The following is a 25,275-nucleotide window of genomic DNA, read 5'->3' on the forward strand; positions in this document are numbered from 1 at the left end:
GCCGGTAAACGTCAACTTAAGTAAGTCAAGGAGAGTTTTTATGTCGCGAAAAATGGTCACCATTGACGGCAACCAGGCATGTACCCATGTTGCCTACGCCACCAGTGAAGTTATCACGATCTACCCCATCACTCCTTCGTCCCCCATGGCGGCTGAAGCTGATGCCAAGGCCAATGCCAAACAGGAGAACATCTGGGGTTCCATTCCAGTCATCTCCCAGATGCAGTCCGAAGGTGGTGTGGCAGGTTCTCTGCACGGTTCCCTGCTCACCGGTGCCCTGTGCACCACGTTTACCGCCTCGCAGGGCCTGATGCTGATGCTGCCCAACATGTACAAGATTGCCGGTGAGCTGACTCCGACGGTCTTCCATATCACCGCCCGTTCACTGGCCTGCCAGGGACTCTCCATTTTCGGTGACCATGGCGACGTCATGGCTGCCCGCCAGACCGGCTGGGGTATGCTCTGCTCACAGAACGTCCAGGAAGCGCAGGATTTCGCCCTGATCTCCACCCAGTCCACCCTGAAATCCCGCATCCCGTTCATGCATTTCTTCGACGGTTTCCGGACCTCCCATGAGATCGAGAAGGTCGAGCAGCTCACCTACGACGACATGCGGGCCATGATCGACGAAGAGCTCGTACTGGCCCACCGCGAGCGGGCCCTGACCCCGGACCGGCCCACCATGAGCGGTACGGCCCAGAACCCGGATGTCTACTTCACCGGACGCGAGACCGTCAACAAGTACTACCAGGCTGTACCCGGCATCGTCCAGGAGACCATGGACAAGTTCGCCAAACTCACCGGCCGCCAGTACAGACTCTTTGATTACCATGGCTCTCCGGATGCCGAAGACGTCATTGTCATCATGGGTTCCGGCGCCGAAACCGTGGCCGCCACCATCGATTACCTGGCCAGCCAGGGAAAGAAGGCCGGCGTGGTCATCGTCCGCCTCTTCCGGCCCTTTGACGCTAAAGCCATGGTCAACAGCCTGCCAGCCACGGTCAAGCGGATCACGGTCCTGGATCGCTGCAAGGAGCCCGGTTCCGCCGGCGAGCCGCTCTATCTCGACGTCCGGGCCGCCATTGCCGAGGCCTTCGAGGCCAACCGGGCCGCCTCCATGCCGCTGGTCCTCTCCGGTCGCTACGGTCTGGGTTCGGCCGAGTTCAGCCCGGCCATGGTCAAGGCCGTGTTCGACAACATGACCGCCATGGCACCCAAGAACCACTTCTGTGTCGGACCGCAGGATGACGTCACCTTCACCAGCCTCGACTATGACAAGAACTTCAACATCGAGGGCAAGGACGTCTTCCGGGCCATGTTCTACGGTCTGGGTTCCGACGGTACGGTCGGTGCCAACAAGAACACCATCAAGATCATCGGCACCGAGACCGACAACTACGCCCAGGGCTATTTTGTCTACGACTCCAAGAAGTCCGGGTCCATGACAGTGTCGCATCTGCGCTTCGGCCAGAACCCCATCGAGGCTCCCTACCTGATCAACAAGGCCAACTTCATCGCCTGCCACAACTTCACCTTCCTGGACAAGTACGACATGCTGTCCAACCTGGAGGAAGGCGGTATCTTTCTGCTGACCACCAGCTATCCCAAGAACAAGGTCTGGGACAAGCTGCCGGCCAAGGTCCAGAAGCAGCTGATCGAGAAGAAAGCCCAATTCTACATCATCGATGCCATCAAGCTGGCCGAGGCCATCGGCCTGGGTGCGCGCATCAACATGATCATGCAGACGGCCTTCTTCCTGATCTCCGGTATCCTGACCAAGGAACAGGCCATCAAGGCGATTAAGGATGCCATCAAGAAGACCTACGGCAAGAAGGGTGAGAAGATCGTCAAGATGAACTTCGATGCCGTTGACGCAGCCATCAACAACATCGTCGAGGTCAAAATCCCGGGCAAGATCACCGGCCATGAAGTTCCGCCCACGGTACCGGACGAGGCTCCGGACTTTGTCAAGGAAGTCACGGCCAAGATGATCGAGGGCAAGGGTGACGAGCTCAAGGTCTCCCAGATCCCGGCCGACGGTCGCTGGCCCACCGCAACAACCCAGTGGGAAAAACGTAACATCGCCGTCCATGTACCCGAATGGATTCCGGAGAACTGCATCCAGTGCGGTCAGTGCTCCCTGGTCTGCCCGCACGGCTGCCTGCGGATCAAGGTGGTCAAGCCGGAAGATCTCAAGAAGATGCCCAAGAGCTTCAAGACCGTAGACGCGGTGGGCAAACAGTTCAAGGGCATGAAGTTCGCCCTCCAGGTTTCCACCGAGGACTGTGTCGGCTGTACGCTGTGCGTCGGTGTCTGCCCGGCCAAGAAGAAGGCCCTGCAGATGGTGGACAACACCGAGACCCTGCGCAAACGGGAATCCAAGAACTGGAAGTACTTCATGGAACTGCCCGAGGTGGACAACTCGCTCATCAACCCGGCCACCATCAAGGGCAGCCAGCTCAAGCGGCCGCTGTTCGAGTTCTCCGGTGCCTGCGCCGGCTGCGGCGAGACCCCGTACATCAAGCTGGCCACCCAGCTGTTCGGCGACCGGATGCTGATCGCCAATGCCACCGGCTGCTCCTCCATCTATGGTGGCAACCTGCCCACCACCCCGTACTGCAAGCGCAACGACGGTCGCGGTCCAGCCTGGTCCAACTCGCTCTTCGAGGACAACGCCGAGTTTGGCCTGGGTATGCGCCAGTCGGTCAACAAGCTGGCCCACCAGGCGGTCGAGCTGCTGGAGGCCGCGGTGGCCGAGAAGCTGGTCACCAGGAAGATGGCCACCGAGATGATCGAGGCCTCCCAGAAGACCCAGGACGAGATCGAACAGCAGCGGGCCCGGGTGGGCAAGCTCAAGGCCAAGCTGGAAGGCAACAAAAACCCTGTTGCCGTTCGCCTCTACCACGTGGCCGATTACCTGGTCAAGAAATCCGTCTGGATCATCGGCGGTGACGGCTGGGCTTACGATATCGGCTATGGTGGTCTGGACCATGTGCTGGCTTCCGGCGAGAACGTCAATGTTCTGGTCCTGGATACCGAGGTCTACTCCAACACCGGTGGCCAGATGTCCAAGTCCACCCCGCGGGCAGCCACGGCCCAGTTCGCTGCCGGCGGCAAGAAGATGCCCAAGAAGGACATGGGCATGATCTTCTCCACCTACGGCAATGTCTACGTTGCCAAGGTGGCTCTCGGCGCCAATCCGCAGCAGACTGTCAAGGCCTTCAACGAGGCCGAGGCATACGACGGTCCCTCGCTGATCATCGCCTACTCCCACTGCATCAACCACGGCCTGAACCTGGCCTTTGGTCTTGAGCAGCAGAAAAAGGCGGTTGCCTGTGGCCACTGGCCGCTGTACCGGTACAACCCGCAGCTTGAAGAGCAGGACAAGAACCCGCTCATCATCGACTCCAAGGAGCCGACCATTCCGTTTGCCGAGTATGCGCTGGCTGAAAACCGCTACCGCATGCTGAAGATGACCAACCCGGAAATGGCCGACAAGCTCATGGAGCAGGCCCAGAAGGACGTGGAACGTTCCTGGAAGTTCCTGATGGGACGTTACAAAGCCCTGGAAGAGGGTTGATCCTCCCCTGCTGACCAACAGCAGATAAATCGAGTAGGGTGAGGCAAGGTAATTAAGCTTGCCTCATCCCTCTCACAGAACCGTACGTACGGGCCTCGTATACGGCTCCTGTTTATTTTCCTTCATACTGAAACAGAAATTCCGGTCTGTACAGATGCGAGGTCAAAGAGCCCCATTTCCCCATGCAGGCAGCTGTTGGGAAGGGCATAATGGCTCAGTGGACTTGCTGCATTGGCCCAGGAGTCCATCTTGATACTTTTGAACTCTCCTCTATAGCCCAGCTGTCTCAGTCTGCGGTGTAGCCTGCGCGGCTTTTTCCACAGCTTCAACTGAACAGCACGCAGCCGTCTTCTGATCCACCTCATCAGCCGAGAAAACTCTCCCTTGCAGTTCGCTATCCGAAAGTAGTTGGCAAAACCCCTCAGCAACCGGTTGAGATCGGCTATCACCTTCTCAAGGTTCACCGGGGAGTTACGCCGGGTCATCGCCTTGACCTTCGCCTTGAAGGCCCTCACCTTGCCTCGCTGTATTCGGGTCATCACGGAGTGGATACAAACTCCGAGAAATTTAATCCCTTTGAGGCTGTGGCTTATATGGGTCTTTTCCTGGTTGACGGTCAACAGCAGTTCTTCTTCAAGATAACGACTGGCCTGGTTCAGTGCATTTTCGGCTGCGCTCTTTGACTGGCACAGGATCAGGATGTCGTCCGCATAGCGGACGATGCGGTGGCCACGATTCTTCATAAACTGATCGAAGGAATCAAGGTATACGTTGGCAATCAACGGGCTGATAACTCCGCCCTGCGGACTGCCGACCTCGCTGGCCTGCCAACCATCTCCTGTCAGAACTCCGCTTTTCAAAAACTTCTCCAGCAGACCAAGAATACTTCCATCACTGACCCGGCGACGGAACGAGGCAAGGATCAGGTCATGGTTCAACGTGTCGAAGCATTTCGACAGATCCATGTCCACTACCCATTTCCGCTCGTACGTCCGGATGAACATCGTGGCTTTGCTGATTGCCTGGTGACAACTCCGACCAGGACGGTAGCCGTAGCTCGACGGATGGAAATCGCGGTCAAATATTGGTTGAAGTATATCCAGCAGGGCCTGCTGTACCACACGGTCACGGACTGCAGGTATGCCGAGTAGCCGTTTCCCGCCGTTCGGCTTCGGGATCTCCACCCGTCGCGCGGCCAGCGGCTGGTAGCTCTTGTCCTGCAGTTCCGTCAGGAGATGATCGATATTGGTCGCAAGTGATCCGGCAAAATCATCGATGGACTGGCCGTCTATACCGGCAGCTCCTTTCGAGGATTTCACCTTGTAGAATGCCTTGACCAGGTTCTCCCGGCTCAGCATTCGATCATATAGGCTGTACCAGACGTCAACCATGCTCCTGTCCTGCGTTTCCCTTCCTCTATTTCCACGTGGAGACTTCGGTTCTTCAATGGGCGCGACCGCTTTCTATCCTCATGGGCAATATACGATCAACACTCCCATCTACTCCGATGAACGGCCAAAATCGGCAGAGGACCTGTCACGGCATACCGCCGATAGCGTGCCCCGTCCCGTCGGACGGCTTGTGTTCAGTCTGCCAGGTGTCCATAGATTCCGGAAAACCTTCAAATAAACTTCATCCCTTCGCAACAGATATGGCTTTTGGCTCATAACTGCCCCCAACGAACCAGGCCGTTGGGTCATCCCGGTTTTATCCTCCACACTGTTACCAGGCTTCACAGGCCGGAATTTCATCACTACTACGGAATCATCTGCCACCTCACACCGCTTCGATCCGCCTTGGATTTCTCCTTGTGCTTCTCTTTTTCCGCTTAATGCGGAAACAGTGCAAGGCTTCCCCGGTTAAGGCGAACTCCCTGTGAGCGACCGCATCCTCAATCACGTATCAGGACTGACCAGGTATCGGGCTTCGCGCTATTTAGGACGCTTACCCTCCTGATACGCCGAATCAGGTTCGCTTGCGCTATGTGCCGCTCACCTCCTATCGCTTCCTTCAGACCCTGCCGTTACCAGCAACGCCCTTACGACTCGGATTGTCTTCCCCCTGGTCAGGGTGACGCCTGCTTAACACAGGCTGGGTTTGCCCGCCATGCCGGGCAAACTAAAAAAAGCCCCTCCAGCAATGGAGGGGCTTTTTTTGTGCAGTATGATGCCTGCTGCTGATCCGCCCGGGACGGGGGAGCCAGAAGCAGTTACCCCGGAGTCTACGCTTACCCGGAGTCTACGCTTACCTGCAAGCAGCGCAGGGAGATGGCATCAGCCTTTGGCTTCCTTTTGGGCGGCCAGTTCCCTGGCCCGTTTTTCCTGTTCTTTTTTCAACCGCTCACGTTCGGCCTTGAGCTCCAGGTACTCCTGCTCGGCCTTCTTCAGGGCCTCGTCCTGGCGTTTCTTGATCTCTTCTACCTTCTTCTTGATCTTCTCATCCCTGATCTTCAGGCCCTCGGCCCCGAACAGAGTGTTGGCCAGGTATTTAAACGAGAACAGCATCAGCTCGATATCATCTTCCCGGATCTTGTCCAAAGTCTCCTGGTCCACCTCGTAGGTGTCGAGGAAGGAACTCTCGAAGATGAACTTACGAAAGGAATCGAGATCGGTGGAGGCCATGAAGAACATCCGCTTGGCAGCCTCGGACAGGGAGGCCTGATGGCCAAAGGACTTGCGGCGCATGACCAGACGCAGCCACTCCTTGTTCATCTCGTCCCGCAAATCCACGCCCTGATCAGCACGCCATTCGCCGATGGTCCAGTGCTTGGGCTCTTCAAAACCCTTGCAGTGCGGCTCCTTGACAATGAAGAAAAACTTCTCTTCCTTGGCGTCGTTGCTGCCCCCTTCATGGAAATCAGCCATACCCACCGGATAGTACCGACAGGCGGACGGACGATCCGAATAGACCGTGCATCCCTCGGGCGTCACAAAAGGGCAGGCCTTTTTCTCTTCGGTCAACTTGATCTGGACACCCGGCATGTCGGTCTTTTCCAGGTATGTGGGCTCGGTGTATTTCATGATGAATTCATGGGCCGGGATTCCGAGGCGTTTCCGCAGAATAAGAATATCGTACGGGGTGAGGACGATCTTGATATTATGACAGCAGGCGGTAAAGCAGGAAACACCGGGATGACACTGGAACTGGAGATGGGAGTCCAGGGTCAGTTTCTCCGGCAGGATATGAGAGGGATTCTTGTCTGTTATCTTGGTAAAATCTTTTTCTTTGCTTATAAAACTCTTTTTTGTCTCTGTCATGCTATGCAGTATCCTTTATAAAGGTTTGTCTTTGGCAACAGAATCAAGGGGATATCCCGTCTGCGGGCCAAAAGAGGCAAGCCCATGACAGCTCGCATCTCCTGGTCCTGCCCCCACGTGGTTTCCCCGCCGAAACACTGTCTCACTCCGACCTGAGTTCGGCCGGGCCCGCCCGCAGCTCTTTGAAAGCAGGCAGAAAACACAAATTTTTATTGTACCATCTCCTTGTTTTCTGTCAAACGATAAGACCACTGGCCAGAGGAATGGATAAAAAAATTCGGATGGCCTTTCCACCAGCCAGGGCGGGGACTCCTTGCCATTTCCATGAAAAGTATATATATTTACTCCACTCTCATGAAACATGATTTTCAGACCTTAAATATACCACCCACAAATGAAAAAAATTTTTACCACCCCCATTGACCTGAGCAAGGTGGAAACGCTGATCTACCATCTGCCCGATGGTCCCTCCTTCTCTCTTGAGATGAAAGGGATGGAAGACTTCATTGAAATCGAACTGGAACTCGGTGACATCTGTGACACCTCGGACATTGATGGAGTGATCCATTTCTTTCCCCGGGGCAATGCCTGAGTCGGCGGTTGCCGATCACCTGGATTCCAGAATCACCCCGTCAGCCGGCCTTGAACATCGCCGGTGCCCCCTTTCCACCTGGTGGTACGTGGCAGAAGAAAGCGTAACCCTGTTCTCTTCCCGTTGCCGATACCAGGCCCTGTTTCGTGACTGACTGCGATCTCACATCCGATACCCACGTCCACACCCTGCTGTGTAACCATGCCCGGGGCGAGATGGAAGACTATGTCCGGGCTGCGCTCAAGCGCAACCTGACGCGGTTGACCTTTCTCGAACACCTGGAAGCAGATATCTCCTATCCGCAGCGAACCTGGCTGCGGGATCAGGATTTCAACAGCTATTTCGCCGAAGGTTACCGGCTGCAGGATAAATATGGCGGCCAGCTCACCATTGAGCTGGGGGTAGAGGCGGGCTATAATCCCGAGGCCGTGGACCTCATGCAGGCCCGGCTTGCGCGCTGGCCCTTTGAACGGATCGGCCTTTCCTACCATTTCTACCGCGTGGGCTCGCGTCATTACAATCTGGTCAGCCGGAGGCGGGAAAACATGACAGCCCTGGGCCGAATCGGCGTCGAACAGGTGACCAGCGACTACCTGAGCGGTCTCATTCAAGCGGTACAGGAGCTGGAGTGCGACGTGCTCTGCCACCTGGACGCGGTCATGCGTCACCATCCAGGGTATCGGCTCCTGCCCTCCCACCAGCGCCAGATCGACACTCTGCTCGATCTCATGGCTGCCCGTAACATTTCCCTGGAGATCAACACCTCCGGCTTTCCCATCCGCGACCTTCCCTATCCCTCGCCGGACATCATCGCCAGAGCCAGGGACCGTGCCATTCCCCTGGCTGCCGGCTCCGATGCCCACCATCCCGAGCAGGTGGGCCGCCATTTCGAAGACCTGGCCCGTCTCCTCAACAGCGGCAGCTGACCAGACCCTGTCCTCGACCGGCTCCCAGCCGGAATCAGCCACCAGGTTCCACCATATCCCTTCCGGGAGAAAGTAAGCAGCAGACCCAAAAAAAATCCTCACCCCCGGGAAATGTGATAATTTTGTGAGAACCGTCCGGCATAATAAATCGGCAAGGAGGCCAGCAGGTCCTGAACCGGTCCGGGCAACAACCGGCCAGGGACATCACAGTCTGACAGAGAGAAACCATGTCGGAGGGGAGAGAAGAAAAATGAAACAGGTCATCAGCGACCAGACCAGGCACTGGCTCACCATATCGGCCCTGGTACTCAGGGAGCCTCTGGAAAACCTGCAGGAACTGGTCCTGCGAATCACCAGGAAGAATCCTGCCATGGGCTTTTACGCCACCGATCTGGCCCGGCTCCGCATGTCCGGCATGGACATGGAAACAGTTCTCCACCGGATATGGCAGGCGGACACACCGGTTTCCATCCAGGAGATCATGAATACGGAAAAATTCCGTTCCCATCCCTCGGCCAGGGCAATCTGCTTCCTGGCCGATCTGGTCCTGTCCGACGCCGGCGGCACCATCAGGAACCGGCTCAGCCAGAGGGCCGAAACCGGTTCGCACAACGGCCCCATACTCCATTGACGACAAAAGCGGGTACCGTCCGGTAATCCGCTTCCCTATTGTTTTCCTTCCCTGCCTTTCGCAGGACGGTCCCGGCTCAGGAAACCGTTATATATTTACCCATGGCCTTTTTCAGGGACTCGGCATTGAAGGGCTTGATCAGGATATCGTTCACACCGACCTTCTGCGCCGCCTCATGATCCTGGGCATCCCCCTGGGTGGTCACCATGATAATGGGCAGCTCTGAGGGCCCATACTTCTCGCGGATCTTTTCAGTAAGCTGAATACCGGTAATTTCCGGCATATTCAGGTCGGTCAGGACCAGGGCCGGTTTCTCCTTTTCAAGCCACTCCAGGGCCCCGGCCGGGAACTCGAACAGGACCGGCTCAAAGCCAAGCTCATGCAGGGTGGCCTTGTAGATGTTAAGGATCATCCGTGAGTCATCCACGGCACAGATCTTCTGCCGTCTGCCGGCGGCATCGACGGTCCCGTCACCGATCCGGGCCGCAAAGCTGTCCAGACCATGTTTTTTGAGCAGTCGTACGTAGTGGTCGCGAATATCCTTGTGGGCATGGGGCAGATAGATAAGGGCCTTTTCCTGAAAATACTCTTCTCCGGCCAGGCTGAGGAAGACATTGTCCACCTGGGCATTGACGATGATCTTGACGATATGGCGCGCTTCGTCGCTGTCGTTCTTGACCAGGTTCTTTATTCCCGCGGCCAGAATTTCGTTGAAATTCCGATCAATGGCCCGGGCCGCGGCAATGCAGACATGGTCCTCGGGATCGGTCAGCCCGGCGGCCAGGGTGTAGGCGCCCTTGCGCAGCGGCAGCCTGGCCAGGGCCTCGTAGGCGGCAAACCGGACGTTGGGGTTGCGCGGCTCGCTGTTCAACAGTTTGCGGATCGGCATGATGGCGCTCTCATCCCCGATATCTCCGAGTACGTTCAGGGTATGGATGAGCAGGTCATCGTCCTCTTCCTTGAGATTTTCAATGAGCACCGGCACCGATTTGACCCCGATCCGGATGAGCTCCTCCTTGGCATAGGTCCGCATATGGGCGTAATGGGACCGGAGGGTGTCGTTTAATTTTTCCAGCGAGACCGAGTCCTGGACATCGGCAAAGATGCCGAGGATCAGAAAATCGAGCTCGTTATCCGTCCCCATCCGTTCGGCCAGACGATGCATGGCCGTGGGGGTGCCCACCATTCCCAGGGCATGGATGGCGGTGATGATCAGCTCCCGGTCCGCCGAGTAGAGATAATCGGTCAGGGTATTGATACACTGGGGATCGCCGATCAGCCCCAGGGTCTCGATGATCAGCTTGATCTGCAGGGAATCATCGGTCTCGCCGAGCAGATCGATCAGCGCCTGGGTCGCCTCTTCGAGCCGCAGCTCACCGGCGGTCTCGATCATGATGGTCTTATCCTCGATCTGTGGGTCGCGCAAACTCTCGATGAGCACCTCCGGATAGGCGATCAGGTGGGATATCAGGGTTTCCCGGACCACGGGCAGGGATTCACAAAGCTCGGGCTGGGTGGTGAGCAGATAATTGAGAAGCCGAACACTGAACCTGGGCTCGGCCCTGGACAGTTCGTAGAGAATACGGTTCTGGGTTGTCTTGTCCACATCCGCTAGATGATTCAGGACAAGGCGGGCCTTGAGGGTGTCGCCGGTCTTGATATTGTCCCGGATCTCCTGAACCATGTGTTCGGGATTCACATCTGCCATTCATCCACTCCTTTTCCTTGGAAAGTTTATCTCGCCCCGGGGGCCGGTCAACCGCCCCCGGGGCTGGCCGAGGCCTACTGCTGCGGAATCCAGTCCACCCCGATGCGGCGGATCACGTTAAAACCACCGCTTAGTACCATGGTATTCGTTTTTCCAAGATGGTCAAGGAAGACTTGTACCTCAAAGGACCTGGTACCGGCGTCGCAGAGGATGATCAGGGTCTTGTCGTCGGGAATCTCGTGGTACCGTTTCCGGACCTCGGCATAGGGCACCGCCACCCACCGCTCGGCGCCAAATTTCTCCACAAAGGGCGTGGCTTCCAGCGGATGGCGGATGTCCAGGGCCGCCCAGTCCGGTTCCCGGGAGAAGTCCTCCATCCAGGCCAGGAAACGGCGCATGGACACCTTCCTGAGCCGGCCGGCACAGATATTATCGGCCACAAAGGCCGCCGCATTAATTGAATCGACAGCGGCGGAAAAAGGCGGCGCATAGGCCATTTCCACGGTGATAAAGTCCTCAATGGTCGCCCCCTTGCTGATGAGGGCAGCCGCGGTGTCGATCCGGGCGGAAATGGAATCGTTCATCATCCCGAATCCCTGCAGCCCCAGGACCTTCCTGGTCCGTTTATCAAAAACCATCTGGTAGACGACAATGGCCTCGCCGGGAAAGAAATGGGCCCGGTCCGAGGGGGCGGTGAGGGCATAATCCGCCTCGAACCCCTCGGCCAGGGCAGCCTCGTAGGTCAGGCCGGTGGCGGCGATACACCGATCAAAGGCCTTCATGATGAAGGAGCCGACCACCCCGTCAAAGGTGGACGGGATGCCGGCCATGTTGTCGCCGACAATGCGCCCCTCCCGGTTGGCCAGCGAACCCAGCGGCGCATAGGTCTCCTTGCCGGTGATCAGGTTGGTGGTGGCGATGCAGTCACCGGCGGCATAGATATCGGGATCCGTGGTCTGCAGCCTGCGGTTGACCACGATACCGCCCCAGGGGGCCACAGCAAGGCCGGCCTCCCTGGCCAGCTCGCTGCGCGGCCGCACGCCGGCGGCCATGATCACAAGATCAGCCTCCAGGGTCCGCTCCGGCGTCTTGACCGCCACCACGTGCCCATCCCCGTTGCCGATCAGCTCAGTTGCACCCTCGCCGGTATAGACCGCCACTTCCTTCTCTTCCAGATGGGTTTTGAGCATGGCGGCGAACTCCCAGTCCACGATCCGCGGCAGCAGCTGAGGCATGAACTCCACCAGAGAAGTCTGTACCCCCCAGAGGTCGGTCAGGGCCTCGGCCATCTCCACGCCGATGGCACCACCGCCGATAACCACGGCTTTTTCCACCATGCCCCGGGCGATCCTTTTCTTGATCTCGATGGCCTTGTGGAGATCAGAGATGGTGAAGACCCCGTCCAGATCCGTGCCGGGAACGGGCAGGACCACCGGTCGGGCGCCGGTGGCCAGCATGAGCTTGTCATAGGGCAGCTCACTCTGCTCGCCGGTGTCCAGATTTTCCACCAGTACCTTTTTTTCCTCTCTGTTGATGGACAGGGCCCGGGTCCGGGTCAGTACCGTGACCCCCTTGGCATCGGCAAAGAACTTCTCATCCCGGATCATGTGAAACGAGGTGGAACGGAGTTCGGATTCGTCGGAGACATCACCACAGACATAGTAGGGAATGCCGCAGCCGCCATAAGATATGAGAGAATCCTGATCGACAACGGTCACCTCCCATCCGGGCTTGACCCTTTTCAGATGACAAGCCGCCTTGGGTCCGGCAGCCACCCCGCCGATGATGAGAACTTTCTTGACCTCACTCATTTTCTCCTCCTGTGCAAAAAAGAAAAAGTTACGGAAAACTCAAAAAAACAGAGAACCCGGATTGAAAGAGCAGCCGGGTACAGGGTGCAGAGATCGGCCATCAGGCGCCCGGGCCGGTTCGCCTCCCCCGGTACAGACGGATATGCATTTTTTCAAAGGTGACCAGGCCGTCGTCGAGAATGGGATCTATGATCTCGAAAAACTGTTCCAGCATATCCCGGGTATCAATGAACTCGACAATCACCGGCAGGTCTTCGGACAGGCGGAGGATAGATGCGGTCTTGATCCGGGAATTGGCGCCGTAGCCCATCATACCCCGGATCACCGTTGCTCCGGCAATCCCGCATTCCCGGGCCTTGAGCACCAGCCACTCGTAGAGCGGTTTACCTTCGCACCGGTTATCTTCGCCAATGATCACCCGCAGCATGTATCCTTCTCTGGGCAGTTCCATAGATCACCTCCACATACCGGATGCTATCATCCGGCCAAACCAGACCATCAAGAGGCCGATGATAACCTGGGAGCCGGCATTGGCCGTGGCCAGCCCTATACGGCCATCCCGGATCAGGTTCAGAGTTTCGTTGCCAAAGGTGGAAAAAGTGGTGAAGGCCCCAAGCAGACCGATGAGCACAAAAGCGCGGGTCTCCACAGACAGCATGCCCCTGGTTTCCACCAGCTGGGAAAGCAGGCCGATGACCAGACAGCCGAGCATATTTACCGCCATGGTGCCAAAAGGAAAGACGATGGACCCGGAACGGTCCTGAACCCAGCCGCTGACCAGGTATCTCAGTACCGCGCCGGTGAAGCCGCCCATGCCGATAATGGCCAGTCTGCTCAATGATTCCATGACATCTGTTGCAAGGTGATCGGAGGTCCGCCTCCAGCCCGGGGCTCCAGACGGATTCCCGGTCCGCGGACCGGGCTCATTGTTCTTTGTGATTACCACTGAAATTCAGCCACCGATACCGGTTTCAATGCTGAAGATTGATGGTAATCAGATTGTTCTTTCAATATCTGGACCGCTCCGGGCAGGAAGCGGGACCAGTCGTCAAAAACCAGCTCATCCAGGGTGATGGTTCCAGCACTGGTTTGAACACGTAATCCCCGAAGATACACAGTATGACCGGTCAAATCAACCGCCGTATGGCCAGCGCCGGCCCGGAACCAGGGTTCCATGGCCGCAGCCACTGTCAGAGGGCCGACCGCCATGACCACCGGACCGGGACCCACCTCCGGGCCACCCTGGACCACGAGACGTGGTTCCTCGACACTGTCGAGAGGATCACGGAAGACCAGCTGCTCCACGGACAGCTGCAGCTGCGGCAACACCAGCAGACCATCCTCGAGGTAGCCTGTACCCTGCATCTGCAGCCTCCCATCAAGACGCACCTCCGGGTCGAGCCATTGCCCCTGGTGCAGGATGGTGGCAAGCCGCTCCAGATCCATGGTCAGACCGAGCCGGCAGCGACCATCCATGCCCATGGGACCAAAGGCAGAGAAGTCCTCAAGATCAAGCCAGAACCGGCCAGGCCAGGATTCAAGCTGCAGTCGTCCTTCCAGGGGTAATCCCGCCCCTGGCCAGCCGCCTGCACCATCCAGGATCAACCGGCCCTCGAGAGGGCTCCGGGGCAGAATGTTCTCCTGCCGGCAGGACAGAGAGAACTGTTTGACCCTGGCCTGGCTCTCCAGCCGGTACCTGGAGCCCGAATAGCTGTACTCAAGGTCCAGATCCAGAAAACCATCACCGCTCACCGGCCATCCGGTACGCCTGGAAAGCTGCTCCAGCAGTGGAGTGAGGACAAAATGACGCGCCCTGACACTGGCCTTGATCACCAGGGCATCACCGTTCAGCCCCAAGTGGGCGGGCGGCAGGTTGACACGTCCCCTGACCGTGACCACCTGGCCATCGCCCAGGGCCAGAAGCACGGAAGAGGAAAAGGTGATGGTGCCGCTTTCCAGGGCGGCCTGGAGGCGGAACCGATCCGGGGGCTCCGCGGGCTGCCTCGCAGGCTGGATGGCGCCATCGATTATACGAAGCTGCACCAGCAGATCGTCCCAGGGCGGGAGAAACCCGGTTTCCTGGACGGCCTCGCCGCTGGCCTTCTGCCCGGTACTCCGGGACGGAGACAGGGTCCAGGGCCGGGTTTCGACCTGAAAAACCGGTTGCTCGAGGGTGAAGACTCCAAGATTTTTCGGCGCCGCAACCAGGGCAAGCAGCCCGCGGCTACCGGTCATCCGGGGAACAATAACCCGTACACCCAGCTCCGGACTCTGGCAGGTCAGGTTGCGGATTTCCAGGCCCCGAAACCAGCCAAAGGAGCAGGAGCCCAGCTCCAGGGTGATGGCCAGGCGCGAACGGAGCTCTTGGCGAAGCAGGTCCAGGACCACCGGGGAGGAGAGAATGGCAGGCAGAAAGATAAAAAACAGCCCGACAGTGAACAGACCGGTTATCCACAGTATTTTTATTTTTCTGGTCTTCCCTGCTGCCAATTCGCGCCTCTTGCTGTTCGAAATCACACCTGGTGGCTACCTTGCCGCGAAAGGGGATCCTTGTCAACCGGGATCAGGTTGCGTACAATGCATACTGGTACAAACCTGGATTCTCATCTTTGATGGCCCCCTAAACTATGGTTGCCGATACCCTGCTCATTGTTGACGACGAGATCGACCTGCTGGCCGGACTCAAGCGTCTTGCCGCCAGCTCGCTGGACTGCGAGGTCCTGACCGCTGACTGCGGGCACAAGGCCCTGGACCTGCTCCAGAGCCAGGATGTCCAGATTGTCCTCTCTGACATCCGCATGCCGGACATGGACGGCATGACCCTGCTACAGCGGATCCGGGACGAATTCCCTGGAACCGATGTCATCCTGATGACGGCCTACGGCTCCATAGACCAGGCAGTCAAGGCCCTGCAGCAGGGAGCCTATGACTTCATCACCAAACCACTCAACCACCAGCAGCTCTTCCACCTCATCGGCAACTGCCTGGAACGACGCCACCTGCTCCAGAAAAACGTCATCCTGGAACGCCAGATCAAGGCCCAGCGCGAAACCGGGCGCTTCATCGGCCAGAGTCCCGCCCTGAGCCAGGTTCTGTCGGTGATCAAGCTGGTGGCAGCCTCCAATATCTCGGTACTTATCACCGGCCAGTCCGGAACCGGCAAGGAGCTGGCGGCCAAGACCATCCACCGGCTCAGCGACCGGGGCGACCGGGAACTGATCGCCGTCAACTGCCCGGCCCTGCCGGAAGCGGTGCTGGAAAGCGAACTGTTTGGCCATAAAAAAGGCGCCTTCACCGGCGCGGACAAGGACCATCCCGGGCTCTTTGCCGCCGCCGACGGCTCCACTCTGTTTCTCGATGAAATCGGCGACCTGCCCATCGGGTTGCAGACAAAACTGCTTCGCGTCCTCCAGGAGCGTGAAATCCGCCCGGTGGGAGGTACCAGGACCCGCAGGATCGACGTGCGGATCATCGCCTCGACCAATCAGGATCTCCAGGAGAAAATGCGCCAGGGCCAGTTCCGCGAAGACCTCTACTACCGGCTCAGCGAGATCACCCTCCACATGCCGCCCCTGTGTTCCATGTGCGAGGACATTCCGCTCCTGGCCGAACATTTTCTCACCCGCTACTGCCGGGAACTGAACCGGGAACCCAAGACCCTCTCGCCCGAGGCCGTGCGCCAACTCTGCCAGGCCAGGTGGCCCGGCAATGTCCGGGAACTGCAGAACACCATCAAACGGGCCGTGCTCCTCGCCCCCGGCCCGGTCATACAGCCGCAGGACCTCGCCCTGGAAGACAATCCCTGTACCTGCGACGAGACCGACATGGAGGCCCTGCTCAACATGGACTACCGCAGCGCCAAGGACCAGGCCCTGCGGCTGTTCAGCACCAGGTACCTCACCGGACTGCTCAAACGCACCGGCGGCAATGTCAGCCAGGCTGCCAGGGAATGCGGCCTGGAACGCCAGTCCCTCCAGCATCTGCTCCGCAAATACAACATCTCGGCCCAGCAGTTCCGCACCGCCCGGTCCTGATCCCCCCTGCCTGCAAAAAAAATCTGACACTGTCATCTGAATACTGCTGTTTTTTCCCTTCCACAGTCCTTTTCCCGACCCGCCCTCCCGGTTGATCAAAAAAATTTATTCATCCTATCAAAGAGTTAAATACCTGATCCCATACCGTCTCCGGGACGGCATACCTATTGCTATTTCCAGGCTGTAGATAAAACGCCCGTACCGCGCGCATCGAGCGGACGGGAAAATCGTAAACCATGCTTTAAGACGGAGGTAGTCATGACAGAGAAGAAACAGATGGATTCCAGTGGATCCGGGACCCTGTCCGGTGGCGAAATGGACACCAGCAGTGTTCTCGAAGGCGCCGAGCCCTGGGAACCGGTGGAGACCAAGCTGGTCCTGGGCTCGCTGATCGCCGCGGCCATTGCCCTGGTCGTCGGCTTGATGCTTGTCCCCTCATCCATTCTCCACTGAGAGGAACAGCCATGTTCACCCGATGGAAAGCAAAGATAAAGAGAACCGAAAAGAACCGAAAAACCATTGAACTGATCCTTGGTCACGATGGCCGCAACTGGACCCTGTCCGGTGACCAGCTGGCCTCACTGTCCGCCCCCACACTCGACGAGCTGGACCGCAAGCTGGAATCAGCCCTGGAACACGCGTGGAAACAGGAACCGCTCGAGGTCTTCATGACCAGTGACAACGAGATGATTCCCGGCTGGATGCGGCCATTCATGAATCATTACTTCAACCGGATTCTTGAACTGCCGCTCAGGTACAGCTGAGCTCACCGGAGCTGTAACCGGAAGGCGGCGTCCGGGTCCTTCCCGGCCCATCATATCCGGTTATGTTTCAAGAACAAACCATGAAGGGAGGAGAATAGAAAAATGGCAAAAACACAACGCGCCTGGTACTCAGGCATGCTCACAACCGAAGACTGGTGGGCAGTGTGGCTCGGCCTCACCTTTTTTGGCCTTGGCCTGCTCACCCTGGCCGGCATCGACCTGGTCGGCTGGATCGCCTATCCCAAGAAATGGGTCTTCAGCCTGCCCGACGGGGCCATTGCCAAGAAAATCGTCACCATTGACAAGGCCTTCTACGCCCTGGGCGGCAAGTACAGTCTGACCGCCAAGGATACCTACAAGGCCCTGGGACCCATCGGTTCCATCCTGGTAACCTATGTCGTTTTCACCGTGGCGACCACCATCGGCGCCTATTTCCAGAAATGGGATGTGAAACGGTACGTGGTTGGCTGGACCATCATTTTTTTCCTGACCTATTTTGTCTGGTTCATCGGCCACCACGCCTTTTTCTCCGCCTCGGTGGTTGACCTGAAGAAGAGTCACTTCCCCCAGATGTTTACCCTCTCCCTGGGCGGCGGGGCCTCGTTCATCCTGGCCCTCATTGTCGGCCTGATCATAGGTAACTTCTTCAAACCCCTGGCCCGCTACCTGAGCGAGGCGGCCAAGCCCGAGTGGTTCATCAAGACCGCCATAGTATTTCTGGGGGTCAAGGTCGGCTACCTGCCGATCAAGGCCGTTCTCCAGACCGCCCACCTCGGCAGCAAAGGTGCCCAGATCGGCCATGAAATGGCCAACCTCACCTTTGACCTGTTCACCGCCGGGGCCGCGGCCACGGTTGTCGCCTATCTTATCTTCTGGCCGGGCGTCTACTCCATCTCCCGGCTCATCTTCAAACTGCCCAGAAAGACAGCCGCAGTCCTGGCCTCGGCCATCTCCATCTGCGGTGTTTCCGCCGCTGTGGCCACCGGTGGCGCGGTCCGGGCCCGGCCGGTGGTATCTATCATGGTATCGGCCCTGGTAGTTGTCTATGCGGTCATCGAGCTGGTCATCCTGCCCGGTGTCTTTACGCATGTCTGGCCGGGCACCAGTGATCCGCTGGTCGCCGGTTCGGCCATGGGTATGGCGGTCAAGACCGATGGCGCCGACGCAGCGGCCGGTGAGCTGCTCGATGAGTTCATGCGGACCAAGGTCGAGCAGGAGACCAACGGCCAGGTGGTCTGGATGAGCGGTGTTATCACCACCTCCGCAGTCATGACCAAGATCTGGATCGACATGTTCATCGGCCTGTGGGCCTTTATCCTGGCCCTGGTCTGGGTATACAAGATCGAAAAGCACGAGGGAGACCGGGTCCCGTTCTCGGAAGTCTGGTTCCGGTTTCCTAAATTTGTCCTGGGCTACTTTGCGGCCTGGTTCATCTACCTGGGCATCTTCTTCGGCCCGGGACAGGCCGGGGCCGCGGACGGCATGTCGGTGCTCAAGGCCGCCAAGGCCGGTGCCGTGCCGGTGGAAAAGGGCATGCGGAAGCTTTTCTTCATGCTGACCTTCATGAGCCTTGGTATTATCACTGATTTCAAGAAACTGGCCGAGGCCCAATTCGGCAAGATGGTCTGGGTCTACTTTGTTGCCCTGTTCCTGTTCATCATTCCGGTGGCGGTCATCATCGCCTACCTGTTCCACCACGGGATGCAGATCCCCAACATGGCATCCCTGGCAGGGGCAACCATCAATTGATCCTTTAAAAGAGTAAAAAAACCCGGCCGGTCCCGGACCGGCCGGGGCACAGGGAGCGGAAAATGACAGCGGAAATGACCAGCGGCATTCTCTACCTGCTTGTGGGGGCAGCCATTATCTACCTGTTCCAGCAACGGCGCAGCCAACTCGCCAGCCTGACACCGGACAAGGTCCCGGAACTGGATGAGGAGGGGTTGGCCGAACTGCGGCTGCTGGTGAAAACCGCCTACGAGCGCATGCTCTACATGGGGGTGCTCTTCCTGCCCCTGGCGATCAGTACCATGCGGGGAAGCTCCAATGTCAGCCGATTGTTCTTCCTCCTCCTCATCGGGCTGTTGTTTCTCAGCAACATCCCGCCAAGAAACAAAATCATCCGCCTGCTGGAGCGCTACAATCTCACCGTCCCCGACCTGCAGGATCGGGGCATCAAAGTCTGAGCAGGCCTAAGCGATGTGGTCTCTTCAGGGAATATCAGGGCTTTGGGAGTTGCGCAGCATATCAGTACCGGACAACACGCCCCGTTCACGTGCTCGTGCACGTGAACGTTAACAGGCACGAGCACGGCGCCCGCGATGTTATCCCTTCCCCGGGACACCACCGCTCACCTCCCATTCTTCCCTGAACCAGCACGTCAGTTTTTTTCATCCCCCGTTACCTCCTCAATCACCGGCAGGGTGATGATGAACACCGTACCCTGGCCAGGTTCTGATTCCACGGTGATGGTGCCGCCGTGGTCCTCGATGATCCCGTAACTGACCGACAACCCCAGGCCGGTACCCTCCTCCACGCCCTTGGTGGTGAAAAACGGATCAAAGATCAGGGGAAGGCTATCAGGGCTGATGCCGCAGCCGCTGTCCCGGACCCGGATCTCCAGGGCCCGGGAATCACTGGAGTCCGAGGAGGAAATCACCCGGGCGGCGACATGGACTTCTCCGTCTTCGCCGATGGCCTGGATGGCATTGATCAGGAGGTTGACCAGCACCTGCTTGATCCGTTCCCGGTCCATGTAGGAAGGCGGGATATCCGGGGCCAGGTCCAGCTCAAACGATATCCCCTGCCGCTGCATCTGCCGGCTGAGAATCCGCTGCACATCGTGCACAATGGTTTTGATATCCACCAGGTCCCGGCTGGACTCGTGGCTGCGGGCAAAGTTGAGCAGATCGCTGACAATCCGCTGGCAGGTCCGGGCATGGCGCTCGATGACCTCCAGGTCTTCAGCGGCCTGACCGGTCCCGATCTCCTTTTTCAGAATATCAGCATAGCAGAGAATAACACCCAGGGGATTGTTGATCTCATGGGCCACCCCTGCGGCGAGCTGGCCCACGGCCGCCAGCCGCTCGGTCCGCCGGATTCGCCGGGCCACCATCTGCTGCTCGGTGATATCGCGGGCAAAACAGACAATGGCCTCATCGGCGGCGCTGGCAAATTTCACCGGGTAGAGCGAAACCGCAAACACGGCCCCGTTCTCCAGGGTGACCTCGGTCGATTCAGGGAGGGCACCGGGATCAAGGTTGTGGAAACAGCGGGCAAAGGGCAGGGTTACACTGCAGGGCAGCGCCTCGATGGAAAGCCCGTATATGTCCTCTTCTTCCATGCCACAGTGATCCAGAAAGGCCCGGTTGACCATCCGCACGATACCGCTCTTGTCAAGCAGGGCCATGGGATCGGTGATGGCGTCGAAAACCGTATGCAACAGCTCCTTGGAATAGCGCAGCCGGGAAATACTCTCCAGGCTCTCCAGAGTGATACCGATCTGTCGGCCGATGGAGATCAGAAGCGCCTGCAGAGCGTCATCCAGGTCTTCGAGCTGGATACCGGAAAAAATCATCATCCCCAGCAGCCGTTCCCGGCAGCACAGCGGGACCCGGATTCCCAGTTCCCGGTTTTCTCCCTCCCCGGTCAAGCGGATATTGCCACACCCCTCGATGGCCACCAGCCGGGCAATGGCGTCCGGATCCGTAACCCGGGTGCCACTCAGGGAGGCCGCATCGATTTCCAGCCTCGGGGCCAGTTCCTGGTCCCCTTCCTGGCAGCGAAGCTCCAGCTGCTGCTGCCCACGGTCAAAGAGATAGATCCCGGCTCCCCGGGCAGGAATCACCTTGAGCGCAGCCTGCAGCAGGGCCGGAAGCAGGTCTCCCAGGGTCCTGGCCTGGGTGATCAGACCGGCAATGGTGTTGAGCAGGGCCAGCTCCTTGTTCCGGGCCCGGACCTGGTGGTGCAGCCGCTCCTGGGACCGTTTGAGGGCCTCGGTCCGCTGTTCGACCATGGACTGCAGGTGGCGGGCATACTGTTCCAGCTTTCTTCGACTTTCCGCCAGATGGTTGGCCATCAGCTCTGCCGCCACATGGAGATCTCGCAGTTCATCGCCCTTGCGGGCCAGCTGGTAAATCTTCTCCCCTTCCCGGTCGCCCAGGCTGTCCCGGAACAGGGTCAGGACCGACCGCAGGGAGCGGACCACCACCCGGTCAAAGAATATCCAGATAATGGCATAGAGAAAGAGCAGCACCAGGACAATGAAGCTGAACACCTGAAGGGCGGCCTCACGGATGGCGGCCATCTGGCTGCCCGCGGGAATGGATATCGACTGAACGCCGCCGATCATACCTTCCTTTTTGTAAAAACCCAGATCGGTCCCGTACCTGGCCCGGATCTCTGCCGGGGCATCGGCTGGATCGCCGTGACAGTGCAGGCATTCAGCAGAGAACTCCACCGGCCGGAACTGGACGAACCGGTCCTCACCCTGATCCCTGAGCATACCGAACCACAACTCCTCGTCGGGATGGTCCCGGAACCAGGCAATCATCTCCCGCTCTCTCGGGGTGGCTTCAAAATCAGGATTACGGGCATTGATGGCGCTGCGCCGGTAATTGAACTCGGGCAGCTTTTCATGAAAAATATCCATGATCACCCGCGAGATATAGGAAGTAGACATGGCCTCCAGGACAAAACGGTCCGGCCCCAGTTCCTCAAACATCCGCGGCCGCAGGGTGGTATGGACGTAGGTCCTGGTGGATTCCACCGCGGCCATGACCAGCTGGGTCTTCTGGAAGGTCTCTTCCTCAAAGAAACTTTTTTCGTAAAAATAGGTGATCAGGGCGACGATGGCCCCGAAGAACACGAGAATACAGGCAAGCCCGATCTGAAACCTGACCTTCATGAATATCCTGTTTTTTATTTTTGCGTGTAAAGCGTGTCGATCCGCAGCCGGTGCCGGTCGTCAAAGAGACGGCGGCAGGTCCAGGCCACGGCGAACATGGTTCCGAACCCTGTGCCGCCGCAGAGCAGGAACATGATCAGGATCTGGTATTTCACCGCATCCATGGGCGAGGAGCCACCCAGTATCTGACCGGTCATCATCCCGGGCAGGCTGACAATACCGGCCGCGGCCATGGAGTTGATAATCGGAATCATGCCGGAACGGACCGCCGAGCGCCGGATCTCATCCACGGCCTCCCGGCTGCTCTGCCCAAGCAGCAGCCTCTGTTCGACCACCTGGCGCTGCTGCCAGAGGGTCTCGGTGAACCGGTCCATGGACAGGGCCACCCCGTTCATGGTGTTGCCCAGCAGCATGCCGAGGAGCGGGATGGCGTACTGGGGGGAGTACCAGGGATCATTGCCGATGATAACGGTCAGGGCCAGCAGGGCCACGGTAAAGGAGGAGATGAACATCGAACCGGTACCCAGCAGCCAGCCCCCAAGACCCGGAAAGCGGTATTTCTGCCGGGCCATGACCTCCCGGCCGGCCACGGCGAGCATGATCGTGGCGATACCGAGGACGAACCAGATACTGCCATTTGCAAAGACCAGCCGCAGCACCTGGCCGATGAGCAGGAGCTGGACCGTGGTCCGCAGGGCCGAGATGGCCAGGCGGCGTTCAAGCCCCAGCCCCAGCCGGTAGCTGGTAAGGCCAAGGAGCAAAACAAGCGATGCGGCCAGGACCAGGTCCAGAGGAGAAAGCTGTATCACCCCCATGTTCATGCCTCCCGGTGCAGAACGGAGTCCCCGTCCATGAACAGTCGCCAGTCGGCCACCCGCTGCAGCTGCTCCGGATCGTGGCTGACCCAGAGAACGGGCACCTGCCTGCTCTGCATGTACTCCAGGACAAGTTGCTCCACCCGCTTTATGTTGGCTGCGTCCAGGCTGGCGGTGGGTTCGTCGAGCAGCAGGGCCTCGGGACGGTTGGCCAGAAGACGAAGAAAGGCAAGGCGCTGTTTTTCCCCGGTGGAAAGCCGGCTGATCCGCCAGCCCAGTACCTCGGGACCGAAACCAAGCCTGACCAGCTGTTCGCTGGCCGGTGGCCGGGAAAAATGCTCGCCGACCAAGTCGTACCACCAGAAACTCTCGGCCGGCAGCAGCCCAACCCGGCGCCGCCACCGGGGAGCCGGAATCTCCTCCTGGCGGGTATCACCAAGCCAGACCGTGCCCTGGTGGGGATCCAGATCCACCATGGCCCGCAGCAGCAGGGTCTTGCCGGCTCCAGAAGCCCCGTGCAGACCAACGCACTGCCCGGCTTCCACAGTGAAACTATAGGGACCGCGGTCATGAAAGCTCAGCTCATCAACCCGCAGGGCCGCTGCCCACTGCTCTTTCCGGGGGGAACTCGGACGACGCGAAGCCATCATTCCTGCCCGATCCCGGTTTCCATTTCCGGCTCAGGGATCTTTTCACAGCCAAGATAAACGGTAAAGACACTGCCCTCTCCCTGCCGGCTCTCCACCTCGATCCGGCCGCCATGTTTTTCGACGATATTTTTGGCAATGGCCAACCCGAGGCCGGTACCCCGATTCTTGTCGGTGAAAAAGGGCGTGAAAATCTGCTCCATCTTCTCCCGTTCCATACCCACCCCGGTGTCCGCCACCTCCAGAATCACCCCGGCGCCCCGGGTACAGGGCCGGGTGGTGAGGGTCAGGGTTCCGCCCTCGGGCATGGCCTGGACCGCGTTGAACATCATGTTGAGCAGAACCTGGTAGATCTGCTCACTGTCCATGACCACATCCGGAAGATGGGGATAGAGCTGCAGGTTCAGGACCACGCCATGTTTTTCAAACTCCGGTTCCATGAACCGGGTGGCTCGCAGGATCAGCTCGTTCAGGGAACCTCTCTGCATCTTCGGGTCCCGGGGCCGGGCAAAGTCGAGAAACTCGCGAACGATATTGTCCAGCCGGGTGGTCTCCTCGACGATGATATCGGCCAGGTGCTCGTTGCCCGGCGCCACCTTGCTGATCCGTTTGCTCAGAATTTCGGCGGTGGAGCGGACAATGCCCAGGGGATTCTTGATCTCATGGGAGACCGCGGCCACCATCTTGCCAAGGGTCGCCAGCCGCTGGGCCTCGTGCAGTTTCTCTTCCAGGCGCCGCCGTTCCTCGGCCCGTTCCTCCAGGATCCTCTTGCCCCGGGCCACGATCAGACTGAGCACCCCGAACAGCATGCCCATGATGGCCAGGGACAAAACAATGATCCGGGCCTGCATCTCGATGATGGCCCGGAGGTCGCCGGAAAGATCCTTGACCACCTCGATCACGCCCATGATGGTACCGCTGCGTTCACCGAACTGGTGCTCCTGACGAAAGGGAATATAAGTCTTGAGCTTGCAGGTGACCGGTGGGGTGCCGGGGAGCAGATTGAAAATAGTTCCCTGGCTTTCCAGCACAGTGGAGTTCTCACCCTGAAGCGCCTTCTGGTATTCGATCCCGCCCACATTCCGTTTACCCACCAGTTCCGGCCTGGTGGAATAGGAAATAATATTTTCCCGGGAATCAAAGATGGTCACCGAATCGATCCCCATACCCCGGGTTATGTTGCGGACGATCATGTCCAGGCGGGCAAACTGTTCCTCGTTGGACAGGGCGATACGGCCATAGCGGACCACGGTGGGCAGGACAAACTGGAGGAATACCTGGCGGTTCAGGTTTTCCGCGAAGAGCAGCGAATAGGCTTCGCTACGGGCAAGGAGCACCTGGCGGGCCTTGTTGGAAACCGCCCAGGAAAGCACCAGCGAGGCGACGAGGATCACCGAAAGACTGGTAAAGGCAAAGTACTTGACCAGCTGAAACGGCTGCCGACCGGTCTCCACGACCTGACGTCGCCGGTTGCCCCGGGAACGGCGCTGAAAGAGCCGGCCCGGATCGACCCGGAAACGGAGACCATCCAGCGCCTGCCATAGCCGTTCAAGGGAGAGGTTTTTACGTGCCTTTTTTCTCACAGTTCTGATCCAGAAATTCGC

20 protein-coding genes are annotated in these 25,275 nt (G+C 58.6%); 9 read left to right on the forward strand and 11 right to left on the reverse strand.

From position 1 onward, the window contains the following. Nucleotides 1-40: 40 nt before the first annotated feature. Complete coding sequence (nifJ, locus tag GF1_RS10050) at nt 41-3,580, forward strand: pyruvate:ferredoxin (flavodoxin) oxidoreductase (RefSeq protein ID WP_267926410.1); 3,540 nt, start codon at nt 41-43, stop codon at nt 3,578-3,580. Nucleotides 3,581-3,702: 122 nt separating this feature from the next. Here nifJ and ltrA read toward each other — a convergent pair whose 3' ends face one another. Together ltrA and GF1_RS10060 are read right to left on the reverse strand one after the other, a co-directional pair. Next, nucleotides 3,703-4,971, reverse strand: coding sequence for a group II intron reverse transcriptase/maturase (ltrA, locus tag GF1_RS10055; protein ID WP_267926412.1), 1,269 nt, complete (start codon nt 4,969-4,971; stop codon nt 3,703-3,705). An 882-nt stretch (nt 4,972-5,853) separates the two neighbouring features. Then, the gene (locus tag GF1_RS10060) at nt 5,854-6,837 is read right to left on the reverse strand and encodes a YkgJ family cysteine cluster protein (RefSeq protein WP_267926413.1); all 984 of its coding nucleotides are present in this window, start codon (nt 6,835-6,837) and stop codon (nt 5,854-5,856) included. A gap of 394 nt (nt 6,838-7,231) precedes the next feature. Here GF1_RS10060 and GF1_RS10065 point away from each other — a divergent pair, with 394 nt between their 5' ends. The 3 genes from GF1_RS10065 to GF1_RS10075 all read left to right on the forward strand — a co-directional run bounded on the left by GF1_RS10065 (nt 7,232) and on the right by GF1_RS10075 (nt 8,986). Continuing rightward, complete coding sequence (locus GF1_RS10065; protein ID WP_267926414.1) at nt 7,232-7,429, forward strand: hypothetical protein; 198 nt, start codon at nt 7,232-7,234, stop codon at nt 7,427-7,429. A 146-nt stretch (nt 7,430-7,575) separates the two neighbouring features. Continuing rightward, on the forward strand, nt 7,576-8,355 hold the full coding sequence (locus GF1_RS10070; protein ID WP_267926415.1) for a histidinol-phosphatase: 780 nt from the start codon (nt 7,576-7,578) through the stop codon (nt 8,353-8,355). 250 nt (nt 8,356-8,605) lie between these two features. Beyond that, the gene (locus GF1_RS10075; RefSeq protein WP_267926416.1) at nt 8,606-8,986 is read left to right on the forward strand and encodes a hypothetical protein; all 381 of its coding nucleotides are present in this window, start codon (nt 8,606-8,608) and stop codon (nt 8,984-8,986) included. 76 nt (nt 8,987-9,062) lie between these two features. Here the strand turns inward: GF1_RS10075 and GF1_RS10080 are convergent, their stop codons facing one another. The 5 genes from GF1_RS10080 to GF1_RS10100 all read right to left on the reverse strand — a co-directional run bounded on the left by GF1_RS10080 (nt 9,063) and on the right by GF1_RS10100 (nt 14,995). Continuing rightward, nucleotides 9,063-10,694 (reverse strand): HEAT repeat domain-containing protein, encoded by a 1,632-nt coding sequence (locus tag GF1_RS10080; protein ID WP_267926417.1) that lies wholly within the window; start codon nt 10,692-10,694, stop codon nt 9,063-9,065. Nucleotides 10,695-10,768: 74 nt separating this feature from the next. Beyond that, a complete protein-coding gene (locus GF1_RS10085; protein ID WP_267926418.1) occupies nt 10,769-12,505 on the reverse strand; it encodes an FAD-dependent oxidoreductase in 1,737 nt (578 codons plus the stop codon). 100 nt (nt 12,506-12,605) lie between these two features. Then, nucleotides 12,606-12,956 carry a DUF190 domain-containing protein gene (locus GF1_RS10090; RefSeq protein ID WP_267926420.1) on the reverse strand — a complete coding sequence of 117 codons (351 nt, stop codon included), beginning with the start codon at nt 12,954-12,956 and terminating at the stop codon, nt 12,606-12,608. 3 nt (nt 12,957-12,959) lie between these two features. Continuing rightward, complete coding sequence (gene crcB, locus GF1_RS10095) at nt 12,960-13,352, reverse strand: fluoride efflux transporter CrcB (protein WP_267926422.1); 393 nt, start codon at nt 13,350-13,352, stop codon at nt 12,960-12,962. Nucleotides 13,353-13,444: 92 nt separating this feature from the next. Further along, on the reverse strand, nt 13,445-14,995 hold the full coding sequence (locus GF1_RS10100) for a hypothetical protein (protein ID WP_267926424.1): 1,551 nt from the start codon (nt 14,993-14,995) through the stop codon (nt 13,445-13,447). Nucleotides 14,996-15,132: 137 nt separating this feature from the next. On the opposite strand from GF1_RS10100, the gene GF1_RS10105 reads away from it, so the two are divergent. The 5 genes from GF1_RS10105 to GF1_RS10125 all read left to right on the forward strand — a co-directional run bounded on the left by GF1_RS10105 (nt 15,133) and on the right by GF1_RS10125 (nt 19,489). Beyond that, nucleotides 15,133-16,539 (forward strand): sigma-54-dependent transcriptional regulator, encoded by a 1,407-nt coding sequence (locus GF1_RS10105; RefSeq protein WP_267926425.1) that lies wholly within the window; start codon nt 15,133-15,135, stop codon nt 16,537-16,539. 258 nt (nt 16,540-16,797) lie between these two features. Next, a complete protein-coding gene (locus GF1_RS10110; RefSeq protein WP_267926426.1) occupies nt 16,798-16,992 on the forward strand; it encodes a hypothetical protein in 195 nt (64 codons plus the stop codon). Nucleotides 16,993-17,003: 11 nt separating this feature from the next. Beyond that, nucleotides 17,004-17,303 (forward strand): DUF5395 family protein, encoded by a 300-nt coding sequence (locus GF1_RS10115; protein WP_267926427.1) that lies wholly within the window; start codon nt 17,004-17,006, stop codon nt 17,301-17,303. 102 nt (nt 17,304-17,405) lie between these two features. Beyond that, nucleotides 17,406-19,052 carry a putative sulfate exporter family transporter gene (locus tag GF1_RS10120; protein WP_267926428.1) on the forward strand — a complete coding sequence of 549 codons (1,647 nt, stop codon included), beginning with the start codon at nt 17,406-17,408 and terminating at the stop codon, nt 19,050-19,052. A 62-nt stretch (nt 19,053-19,114) separates the two neighbouring features. Next, the gene (locus GF1_RS10125; protein WP_267926430.1) at nt 19,115-19,489 is read left to right on the forward strand and encodes a hypothetical protein; all 375 of its coding nucleotides are present in this window, start codon (nt 19,115-19,117) and stop codon (nt 19,487-19,489) included. Between the two features lie 194 nt (nt 19,490-19,683). Here GF1_RS10125 and GF1_RS10130 read toward each other — a convergent pair whose 3' ends face one another. The 4 genes from GF1_RS10130 to GF1_RS10145 are packed head-to-tail and all read right to left on the reverse strand — an operon-like array spanning nt 19,684 to nt 25,254. Next, nucleotides 19,684-22,209, reverse strand: coding sequence for a c-type heme family protein (locus GF1_RS10130; protein WP_267926432.1), 2,526 nt, complete (start codon nt 22,207-22,209; stop codon nt 19,684-19,686). A 14-nt stretch (nt 22,210-22,223) separates the two neighbouring features. After that, nucleotides 22,224-23,024 carry an ABC transporter permease gene (locus tag GF1_RS10135; RefSeq protein ID WP_267926433.1) on the reverse strand — a complete coding sequence of 267 codons (801 nt, stop codon included), beginning with the start codon at nt 23,022-23,024 and terminating at the stop codon, nt 22,224-22,226. 2 nt (nt 23,025-23,026) lie between these two features. Then, the gene (locus GF1_RS10140; protein ID WP_267926434.1) at nt 23,027-23,674 is read right to left on the reverse strand and encodes an ABC transporter ATP-binding protein; all 648 of its coding nucleotides are present in this window, start codon (nt 23,672-23,674) and stop codon (nt 23,027-23,029) included. After that, nucleotides 23,671-25,254 carry a sensor histidine kinase gene (locus tag GF1_RS10145; RefSeq protein ID WP_267926435.1) on the reverse strand — a complete coding sequence of 528 codons (1,584 nt, stop codon included), beginning with the start codon at nt 25,252-25,254 and terminating at the stop codon, nt 23,671-23,673. The genes GF1_RS10140 and GF1_RS10145 overlap by 4 nt, the downstream gene beginning before the upstream one ends. Nucleotides 25,255-25,275: the final 21 nt, after the last annotated feature.

Origin of the sequence: Desulfolithobacter dissulfuricans (assembly GCF_025998535.1) — a bacterium.
GTDB classification, from domain to species: Bacteria; Desulfobacterota; Desulfobulbia; order Desulfobulbales; family Desulfobulbaceae; genus Desulfolithobacter; species Desulfolithobacter dissulfuricans.